Origin of the sequence: Mycetohabitans sp. B3 (genome assembly GCF_021498065.1) — a bacterium.
GTDB lineage: Bacteria > Pseudomonadota > Gammaproteobacteria > Burkholderiales > Burkholderiaceae > Mycetohabitans.
In genome coordinates this window covers 1-8974 of the sequence record NZ_JAHLKN010000025.1, presented here as the reverse complement: position 1 = coordinate 8974, position 8974 = coordinate 1, and the positions used below count along the sequence as shown (strand labels likewise).

The window sequence follows — 8974 nt, the reverse complement described above, 5'->3', positions numbered from 1 at the left end:
ACCCCACCCTAACGAGCGTTGATATCGCTTGGCTAAAAGTCGAGGTATCTGCTTATGGACTTTTTCCTTGCACAAAACTCTTGACAAGTTTCTGCTCATAGAAGTCCGCCCTGCAAAAAGTTTGAGATGCTGTTGTGGTAAGGCGCAGAAGTCGATCGAGGGGTTGCGTCACTCCCAGAAAGATAATCCAATAGGGGCAATTTCTGGGAGTTTTAAACACTGCCGATGAGCACGAGCCAGACAAGTTCTTGTGGGACACCGGATTTTTTTCGTAGCCGTCTGGATGCGATGATTGATCTGCGGCACCCGCTTGCGGTGCTAGGCACGCGTATGCCATGGCGCACGATTGAAGCGACGCTCGCCCCGCTGTTTGAGCGGCGCACGCGCGAAGCTCTAAGCAGCACCGTGCCCGATCTGTTCGGGATGGCGCCGAAGCTCGCTGGCGCCGGTGTGAGCGTAGCCGGGCGTCCTCGACTGTCAATGCGATTGATGGTGGGGCTGCTCTATCTGAAGCATGCCTACAACGAAAGTGATGAGTCGGTGTGCGAGCGCTGGGCACAGGACGTGTACTTTCAGTTCTTCTGCGGTGAGCAGTACTTCCAACCACGCCTGCCGTGTGATCCGACCAATTTAGTGCGTTTTCGGCAAGCCTTGGGCGAAGCCGGCGTCGAAGAATTGCTGGCCGCGACCCTTACCGCTGCCGCACAGATGAAGGCGCTCAAGCCAGCCGAATTTGAAAGCGTGATTGTGGATACTACCGTCCAAGAGAAAGCGATGGCTTATCCGACTGACAGCCGGCTGCTGGAAGTGGCGCGTAGCAAGCTGGTGCGCTTGGCCCAGCACGCGGGCTTGGCGCTCAAGCAAACCTACGAGCGCGAAGGCAAACGACTACGCCGACGCGCCGGTGGCTACGCGCATGCCAAGCAGTTTAAGCGTCTGCGCCGTGTGCTCAAGCGCCAGCGTACCGTGTTGGGCCGAGTGCTGCGCGAGATCGAACGCAAGCTAGGCGAGATCTCGCAGGAGCGACAAGCGCCATTGCACAGGTGGCTGCAACGAGCCTGGCGCATTTGCCGACAGCGTCCCAAGGACAAAGACAAACTGTATGCACTACACGCTCCGGAAGTTGCATGCATCGGCAAAGGTAAGGCCCGCCAACCGTACGAGTTCGGCGTCAAGGTGAGCCAGCCTATCACGCACAAACAAGGGCTCATTGTCGGTACGCGAGCGTTCGCTGGCAACCCCTACGACGGCCACATTTTGGCCGAACAGCTCGAACAAATCTCGATCCTGATACAAGACCTGGCCGGTGCCCCACGTGTCAAGACTGTGCTGACCGATCTGGGCTTTCGTGGTGTGGATGCTCAGGTTGCGCCCGTACAGTTGATACATCGCGGAAAACTCAACAGGCTAACCCCGGCACAACAGCGTCGTTTGAAGCGGCGTCAAGCCATCGAGCCGATCATCGGGCATGTCAAACAGGATCATGGAATGCGGCGCTACTGGCTCAAAGGCGTCACCGGTGATGCGGTACATGCCGTGCTGTGCTCGACAGGCTATAACCTGCGCTGGCTGCTGCGCGCCATTACCCGATTGGGCATCCAGCCCGCTTTTTTTGTGCTTGGGTGGCTGCGCTCGCTTTGGCGCTGCGCCGCTACCTATCCTGTTTCATTTCCCGTGCACGGGACTTCTCATCCCAATTTTGAAGGGCCGACTAGGTACTCTGCCATTTGCACAACTCACCATGGGGATTGGCGGGGCGCCCCAAGCTTTGCCCAACCGCCAAGTTTGACGCAATAGGTCATCGTGACGCTGAAAAACGGTGCCAACTCACCTACGCTTAATAAAAGGGATTTTCGGAATTCCGTCATGCTGCTGCGCACGCTCCGCAAGTTGTGTTTCGGGTGGTTTCTCGCCGCACTTTCTGCCGGTGCCGTGCCAGCGCCCGCGCCAGTCGTGCTGATCCCCGTCAGCGGTGCGATCGGTCCCGCGAGCGCCGATTTCATCGAACGCAGCCTAGCGCGGGCAGCCAGCATGCATGCGCAGTTGGCGGTGATTGAGCTGGACACGCCCGGCGGGCTGGATCCGTCGATGCGCCAGATCATCAAAGCCATGCTCGCCTCGCCGGTCCCGGTGGCGACATTCGTCGCGCCAGCTGGCGCACGGGCCGCCAGCGCGGGAACCTATATCCTGTACGCCAGCCACATCGCCGCGATGGCGCCTGGCACCAACCTCGGTGCCGCCACGCCGATTCAACTCGGCATCGGCGGCGAGTCATCGCCACCGGGTACGGACGGCGACACCGCGACAGATACGGCCAAGAGCCAGGCCGCCGGGGCGGCCAGCAGCGCCGCGACAACCGCAGCCGCGCCGACATCGTCGCCCACGCGATCCATCGACGTGCCGGGCGACCCACGCACGACCGAGACACGCAAGCAGATCCAAGACGCGGCTGCCTACATCCGCAGTCTGGCTCAGCTGCATGGCCGAAACGGCGAGTGGGCCGAGCGTGCGGTACGCGATGCGGTCAGCCTGTCAGCGAGCGACGCGCTATCGCATCATGTGATCGACGTGGTGGCCAGCGACCTGGACGCGCTGCTCGTGCAACTCGACGCCAGACGGATCGATACCGCGCACGGCGTGCACACGCTGCAGACCGCCCATGCCCCGATCGTGCGGATCGATCCGGACTGGCGCACCCGTCTACTGGCCGTGATCACCAACCCGAACGTCGCGCTGATCCTGATGATGATTGGCATGTACGGGTTGTTCTTCGAGTTCGCCAATCCGGGTTTCGTGCTGCCAGGGGTAGCGGGCGCGATTAGCTTGCTGGTAGGCTTGTTTGCGCTGCACATGCTGCCCGTCAACTACGCCGGACTGATTCTGATACTGCTGGGCATCGCATTCCTGATCGCCGAAGTATTCGTGCCGACATTCGGCTCGCTCGGCTTTGGCGGGGTCGTCGCGTTCGGCATCGGCGCATTGATGCTGATCGACACCGAGGTCCCTGGCTTCGGCATCCCGCCGCCGTTGATCATTGCGCTCGCGTTATTCAGCGCGACATTCTTCATCGGGATCTCCAGCATTGCGCTGCGCGCGCGCCGGCGTCCGATCGCCGCGGGCGCCGAGACGCTGGTCGGCAGCACCGGCATCATGCTCGGCGAGCTAGCGCCCCGCCCCGCCGGCGACGGCGCGTCGAACCTGGGCGAGTCGATCGGCTGGGCCCAGATTCATGGCGAGCAGTGGCGCGTGCGAAGCGATCGTGCCCTGCCCGGTGGCGCGCACGTGCGCGTGACCGGGCGGCATGGCCTGACGCTAAGCGTCGTACCGGCGGCGACGCCGCCTGAACCAGGGGAGCATTCGTAATGGGTTTGACTTTCGGCTTCGCCGGCTTCATCGTGCTATTCGTGGTGACTCTTGCCGTCGCATCGATCCGGATATTCCGCGAATATGAACGTGGCGTAGTGTTCATGCTGGGCCGTTTCTGGCGGGTCAAGGGGCCCGGCCTCGTGCTAATCATCCCCGGCGTTCAGCAGCTCGTGAAGATCGATCTGCGCACCGTCGTGCTAGACGTGCCGTCGCAGGACCTAATCACGCACGATAACGTATCGGTCAAGGTCAACGCGGTCGTGTACTTCCGTGTCGTCGATCCGGAAAAAGCGGTGATTCAGGTCGCGCGCTACCTGGAGGCCACCAGCCAGCTGGCGCAGACCACGCTGCGCTCGGTGCTTGGCAAGCACGAACTTGACGAGCTACTGGCCGAGCGCGAGAAGCTCAACGATGATATCCAGAAGGCGCTCGATGCGCAGACGGACACATGGGGTATCAAGGTATCGAACGTCGAGATCAAGCACGTTGACCTGAACGAGTCGATGGTGCGCGCCATCGCGCGGCAAGCCGAGGCCGAGCGGGAGCGCCGCGCCAAGGTTATTCACGCGGAAGGCGAGTTGCAAGCATCGGAAAAGCTGTTGCAGGCGGCGCAGATGCTCGCCCGGCAGCCGCAGGCGATGCAATTGCGCTACCTGCAGACGCTGACCAGCGTCGCCGGTGACAAGGCCTCGACGATTGTGTTTCCCGTTCCGATAGAATTGGTCGACGCACTGGCCGCCACCGCGCGCCAATCCGACAGCTAGCCGATAAGGCGTGCGATAGTATTAGCGCATGCGGCAGCGCCGGTCAGCCCCTCGCGGTGTGGTGTTATCGTTGCCGCCCGCGCCGCGCTCCGGTATGGTGTACTCATCTTCACTACACCGATGAACGCTGCGCGCGCTCGCAGCGTACCGCGAAATGCCTGATACCATTGAATCCGTCCACGAGCCAATCCGCACCGACGTACTGATCATCGGTGCCGGGCCAGTCGGGTTGTTCGCCGCCTTCGAGGCCGGCGTGATTGGACTGACGTGTGAGGTCGTCGACACGCTTGCACAGATCGGCGGCCAATGCACCGAACTGTATCCGGACAAGCCCATTTTCGATATTCCGGCAATTCCAGTCTGCACCGCACGCGAACTGGTCGAGCGGCTCGCCGAGCAATGTCGCCCGTTCAACGTGCCGATCCGTCTGGGTCAGCGCGTAATCCATGTGGAGCAACGCGAAGACGGCCGCTGGCGTGCTCGCACGGAGCAGCAACTGGAGTTCGATGCCGCGGCGATCCTGATCAGCGCAGGCAATGGTGCGTTCGTGCCGCAACGGCTAGCGCTGCCCGAAGCGGCCTCGCTGGAAGGCCGCCATGTGCACTACGCGGTGCGCAACCTCGATGACTTCGCGGGCCGACGCGTAGTCGTAGCGGGCGGCGGCGACTCGGCGCTCGATTGGGCGCTCGCGCTGCGCCACGTCGCCCAGCATGTGACGCTCGTACATCGGCGCAACGCGTTCCGTGCAGCGGACTCGACCGTCGAACAGTTGCGCCGCGCCGCTGACGCTGGCGAACTCGATATCGTGACGGGCACAATCGCGGCATTGCGCACCGAGCACGGCGCGTTGCAGACGGTGGATATCGCGCAGATCGGCGCGCAAACGAGCGTGCCCGCGGAACATATCGTCGCGCTATATGGGCTGGTCGCCGATTTGGGACCCATCGCGCAGTGGGGCATGGAGATTCGCGCGGGACGCATCGCGGTGGACACGTCCAGCTACGAAAGCTCGCGCCCGGGCCTATTCGCGGTCGGTGACATCGCGATCTATCCGAACAAGCAGAAGCTGATTCTGTCCGGCTTCCACGAAGCCGCGCTGGCGTTGCGCAAAGCATATGGCTACGCGCATCCTGATCGCAAGCGCGTGCACGTCCATTCCAGCTACGATTTCACTTTGTCGGAGAAGATCCTCGGCACGCCGGCCGCGTCGGAGTGAGCCCGCTGCATGATTTCACTAGATGATTACAACAGTATGCAGGAAACGCTGCATCTTCTGGGGAACCCGACGAATGCTGATCGACTGCGCCAATCTATTGCTGAGTTTAAGGCCAGTAAGACCTTTGTAAAGGGCTTGCTAAAAAATGGCACAGCAGTAAGTAACTGCAAAGTTGTGTGGAGCTCGAACGGGGGGAAGACTGCCTGTACTGGCAAGAGCACAAGCAAACTGCGGCAGGCACTCAGCGATGCGGTAGAAGGGCGGCATCAAACATCGTGTAGTAGGCCCGATTGCATGCCCCTTCAAACTGCCCGCATTCAGCAGTACCTGTGCCTCTTCAAATGCACGCCCCGTCTTGGCGATGTAGTCTTCGGCCGTCATGCATCATAGTGAAATGCCTATTATCCAATCAATTGGGTCTCAGGAACGCATGCCGCACGTTTGTCAAATGTATGCAGTGGTGCGTGACCCGCTTCTGCGGCTAAGGCGACATGCAAGCAGTCGGCAAAGTCTGCCGTGTACATCTTATAGTAAAAAAGAGCAAGCTCGAGCGCCGACTCAGACTCGAACTGCAATTCGGTTGTCGACAGCAGCGTTGTATAGGTGTCCGTAATGACCTGTTTCGCCAATTTGTACCTGGATCTGAGCACCCATTCCAGTTCAAGCACCACGGTAATCGGCACGAAAAGACGCTGCCTTGCCTGGACCTGCTGTGTGATGAGTTGGTATGCACAGTTGAACTGTTCCAAGTCGTCTTTCACGAGATACCGGACCAGGGCATTAGTATCCAACGCGGCCATTAGCGGCGCCACGCTTTCATATCTTCAACCGGAACGGGAGGTGCCGGGATTCGCAAAGCACCAGCCAGTTCGAGTATGGACTTCGTCTTGGCCCGAACGATCACACTGCCGTCTGGCGCGAGATGCCACTCAAGCCGTGTCCCAGGTTCAGCATGAAGTGCGGCCCTGATCTGCGCAGGCATCGTCGTTTGCCCTTTGGAGGTTAAAGTAGACTCATTCATTGCACATTCCTTACTTAAGCTCAAATTGTAATGAAATTTGTGGTCTAGAACAAGCCAATCAGCCCACACATACAGCTGGCGCAGCAGTAGATTCCAGGCTATCTGTCGCTTTGTCAATCTGGTGTGTGGACGAGTATTGGAAGTGACGACGGTTCCTACCATGCAGGATCAGCATGGGGCAGTACCGGCTGGATTCACCTCGGCCGGGCGCATACGAATGTGTAACTCGAAGCGCCCATGGCAGCCACGAATACGTGCGCGCGGCGTCCGGTGGTCAGCGGCAACGTGCTGCTGGCAGGCCGGGCCGATTGCAACATCTCGCAGTGTCGGCAGTCAGCGCGTGACCTTGGCAGCGGTAAATTCGGCGCCGTTACCAGACCGGATGGACGCTGGCTTGCCGTACAGCCGCACCAGTCGCGACAAAGTCAGGATCTCGCCCTGCGAGCGCAGGCTGGTGCCGATCTCGGTCAGTCGCTGGCGCATGCTTTGATAGCGAAAGATGACCATGCCATGTCATCGCCTCGACCAGTGTCGGGGTGAACGCCTTCAGTCGCTTACCGCAGATCCGGTCACCAGCCTCCCATAGCGGGATCAGCGCGGCCCGCACCTGATTATCAGCGCCGCTGCGAGCCTAGCTTCACCTCGGCGGCTGCGGCTCTCGGCACAGCACTCGGATATGTAGTAACATATCTACATTAAACGAACGGCTTGGAGAAATACCATGACGATCACCACCCTATCGAGCCGGGAACTGAATCACGACGTGACCAGGGCCAAGAAGGCAGCCAACAAAGGGCCTGTGTTCATTACCGATCGCGGCAAGCCTGCCCACGTACTCTTAAGCTTTGAGGCCTACCAAAAACTCACGCAACAGCGCCGCAATATTGCGGACACCCTTGCCATGCCCGGCGTGGAAGACATCGAGTTCAATCCGCCACGTGCTCATGTTCAAACGCGGCCGGCTGATCTAACTTGATGTACGTACTCGATACCCATGTTGTGTCCGAGTTGCGCAAGATTCGGGCCGGCAAGGCTAATGCCAATGTCACGGCATGGACTGCCAGCGTGGATGCGGCTTGGCTTTTTGTGTCCGCTATCACCATCATGGAATTGGAAACGGGTATCTTGCAAATCGAGCGGCGCGATGCCGATCAGGGCAGGATACTACGAGCATGGATAGAACATCACGTACTGCCCGAGTTTGCAGACCGCGTTTTACCGATTGATATTCGTGTGGTGCAACGCTGCGCCCGATTGCATGTACCCAACCGGCAATCAGAGCGAGACGCATTGATTGCGGCCACAGCACTAGTACACGGGATGACGGTTGTCACCCGTAACGTGGCGGATTTTGCCGCGACCGGCGTCAATCTCCTTAACCCCTGGATGGACGCATAGCCTGAGGCGAGCGTACATTTACGCAAACCTTAAAAAAACCGTGCCGGTAGCCGCTTCAGCGCCGCAGACGCCCAAGACCCCATAGCCACGATGAAAACGACTCGGGTTGCCCCGCGACTGTTTGACGCCTTTGCCCGCCACGCTCGACGAGGTGCTCGACAAGTGGGCGGATGAAAAGGCGTCAAGAATCGACTTCTCTCGTGCTGACGCCAACCGATAACACGAAGAATGAGTCGTTCAACGGGCGCTTGCGTGAGGAAAGCCTGGTCTGACTGGCGCTGCGCAACGTCGTTGCCAAATGGACCGGTTCCCGACATGATTGGAAAAGCGCAATGACGCAGTTCGCGCTGCTTTACCCCGAGCGCTTCAACATCAGACTGTGAGTTTCAACCCGCCTCACACACAGAATTCCGGATACGTCCTTCACCACTTGAAGATAGACGGTGAACTGGCATCACCCTGTCCGACTCGCGAAGGATTCTCCGGATAAACAAAGCATGCTGGTTCAGCTGCAGGTTAATGTAGCCGACTTCTGAGCCAAGGCACACTGTCCTGGATTCGCGCCCGGGTCGGCTCGGAGAACGAGTTGGCTTCTATAAAACGGGTGATTTCACCCATCGCTATATCCCATTGATGATCGTTTAAATTAGGTAGCCAACGCTCGCGCCGAAGTTTGTTAAGCCCATCCAATAAGGCAGCTTCACCCGCGCCATTCAATAAATTCAATCCCTGCTGCCAGACCCACTTTGCCAGTGCATCGTCCAGTGCGTAGGTATACGTTAGTAGGCCGAGTGCGGCCTGCGCACGCTGCGCTGGCCGCACGCGCAGCAGCGCCGGCTCCAGTAACTGGAGTTCGTGAGCGTGCTGCTCGCTCGGTAAAGTAGTCAACCCCTTTAGAAGATAGCGTAGTGCGACGCCCAACTGTTCGTCAGGCAACGACAGCGTCCAATCACGCAGCTGAGTGTACTGTGCGAATCGCTCTGCTCTTGGAAAAATCCATATGGCACTGGCTAACATGCCAACTGATGCGCCTTGATGAGAGGGCGGCAGTTGCAACGCGTGTTCGCGTAACACCGCATACAGCCCAAGGAGGCGATCGTTGCCGCTTCCACCAACGTGGAGCATTCGCCGACACAATGCCGGGATCAGCTCCGCTTGCTCAGACATCCTCAAGGACGCAAGCCGAGCCACGAGCGCCTGATAACGCTC

Annotated in this window: 8 protein-coding genes and 4 pseudogenes; 8 read left to right on the top strand and 4 right to left on the bottom strand. The window is 59.5% G+C overall.

The window, feature by feature from the left end; translation table 11 throughout:
• Positions 1-225 precede the first annotated feature (225 nt).
• The 5 genes and pseudogenes from KQH55_RS06935 to KQH55_RS16840 form a co-directional block, all read left to right on the top strand.
• Positions 226-1611, top strand: a pseudogene (locus KQH55_RS06935) (IS5 family transposase); the annotation flags it as partial.
• 255 nt (positions 1612-1866) lie between these two features.
• The gene (locus KQH55_RS06930) at positions 1867-3363 is read left to right on the top strand and encodes a nodulation protein NfeD (protein ID WP_235090473.1); all 1497 of its coding nucleotides are present in this window, start codon (positions 1867-1869) and stop codon (positions 3361-3363) included.
• Positions 3363-4130, top strand: a complete 768-nt coding sequence (locus KQH55_RS06925) for a slipin family protein (protein WP_076788312.1) — start codon at positions 3363-3365, stop codon at positions 4128-4130. Before KQH55_RS06930 ends, KQH55_RS06925 begins: the two co-directional genes overlap by 1 nt.
• A gap of 154 nt (positions 4131-4284) precedes the next feature.
• Positions 4285-5346 (top strand): NAD(P)/FAD-dependent oxidoreductase, encoded by a 1062-nt coding sequence (locus KQH55_RS06920; protein ID WP_076788313.1) that lies wholly within the window; start codon positions 4285-4287, stop codon positions 5344-5346.
• A 9-nt stretch (positions 5347-5355) separates the two neighbouring features.
• The gene (locus tag KQH55_RS16840) at positions 5356-5736 is read left to right on the top strand and encodes a type II toxin-antitoxin system Phd/YefM family antitoxin (protein WP_338893406.1); all 381 of its coding nucleotides are present in this window, start codon (positions 5356-5358) and stop codon (positions 5734-5736) included.
• Positions 5737-5747: 11 nt separating this feature from the next.
• Here the strand turns inward: KQH55_RS16840 and KQH55_RS06915 are convergent, their stop codons facing one another.
• The 3 genes and pseudogenes from KQH55_RS06915 to KQH55_RS06905 form a co-directional block, all read right to left on the bottom strand.
• Positions 5748-6158, bottom strand: a complete 411-nt coding sequence (locus KQH55_RS06915; RefSeq protein WP_235090472.1) for a type II toxin-antitoxin system VapC family toxin — start codon at positions 6156-6158, stop codon at positions 5748-5750.
• Entirely contained in the window at positions 6146-6367 is a 222-nt protein-coding gene (locus KQH55_RS16835; RefSeq protein ID WP_076788316.1) for an AbrB/MazE/SpoVT family DNA-binding domain-containing protein, read from the bottom strand. The genes KQH55_RS06915 and KQH55_RS16835 overlap by 13 nt, the downstream gene beginning before the upstream one ends.
• Before the next feature lie 336 nt (positions 6368-6703).
• A pseudogene (locus KQH55_RS06905) lies at positions 6704-6832 on the bottom strand (IS3 family transposase); the annotation flags it as partial.
• Between the two features lie 256 nt (positions 6833-7088).
• Here KQH55_RS06905 and KQH55_RS06900 point away from each other — a divergent pair.
• The 3 genes and pseudogenes from KQH55_RS06900 to KQH55_RS16830 all read left to right on the top strand — a co-directional run.
• Complete coding sequence (locus KQH55_RS06900) at positions 7089-7343, top strand: type II toxin-antitoxin system prevent-host-death family antitoxin (RefSeq protein WP_076788320.1); 255 nt, start codon at positions 7089-7091, stop codon at positions 7341-7343.
• A complete protein-coding gene (locus KQH55_RS06895; RefSeq protein WP_235090471.1) occupies positions 7340-7765 on the top strand; it encodes a type II toxin-antitoxin system VapC family toxin in 426 nt (141 codons plus the stop codon). Before KQH55_RS06900 ends, KQH55_RS06895 begins: the two co-directional genes overlap by 4 nt.
• Positions 7766-7907: 142 nt before the next feature.
• A pseudogene (locus KQH55_RS16830) lies at positions 7908-8031 on the top strand (IS3 family transposase); the annotation flags it as partial.
• A gap of 250 nt (positions 8032-8281) precedes the next feature.
• Here KQH55_RS16830 and KQH55_RS06880 read toward each other — a convergent pair.
• Positions 8282-8974: pseudogene (locus KQH55_RS06880) on the bottom strand (hypothetical protein); the annotation flags it as partial.

What these genes read in the sequence shown, in the direction of transcription:
- KQH55_RS06930 (WP_235090473.1), top strand. Translation starts at nt 1,867, where the DNA reads ATGCTGCTGCGCACGCTCCGCAAGTTGTGTTTCGGGTGGTTTCTCGCC.
- KQH55_RS06925 (WP_076788312.1), top strand. Translation starts at nt 3,363, where the DNA reads ATGGGTTTGACTTTCGGCTTCGCCGGCTTCATCGTGCTATTCGTGGTG.
- KQH55_RS06920 (WP_076788313.1), top strand. Translation starts at nt 4,285, where the DNA reads ATGCCTGATACCATTGAATCCGTCCACGAGCCAATCCGCACCGACGTA.
- KQH55_RS16840 (WP_338893406.1), top strand. Translation starts at nt 5,356, where the DNA reads ATGATTTCACTAGATGATTACAACAGTATGCAGGAAACGCTGCATCTT.
- KQH55_RS16835 (WP_076788316.1), bottom strand. Translation starts at nt 6,367, where the DNA reads ATGAATGAGTCTACTTTAACCTCCAAAGGGCAAACGACGATGCCTGCG.
- KQH55_RS06900 (WP_076788320.1), top strand. Translation starts at nt 7,089, where the DNA reads ATGACGATCACCACCCTATCGAGCCGGGAACTGAATCACGACGTGACC.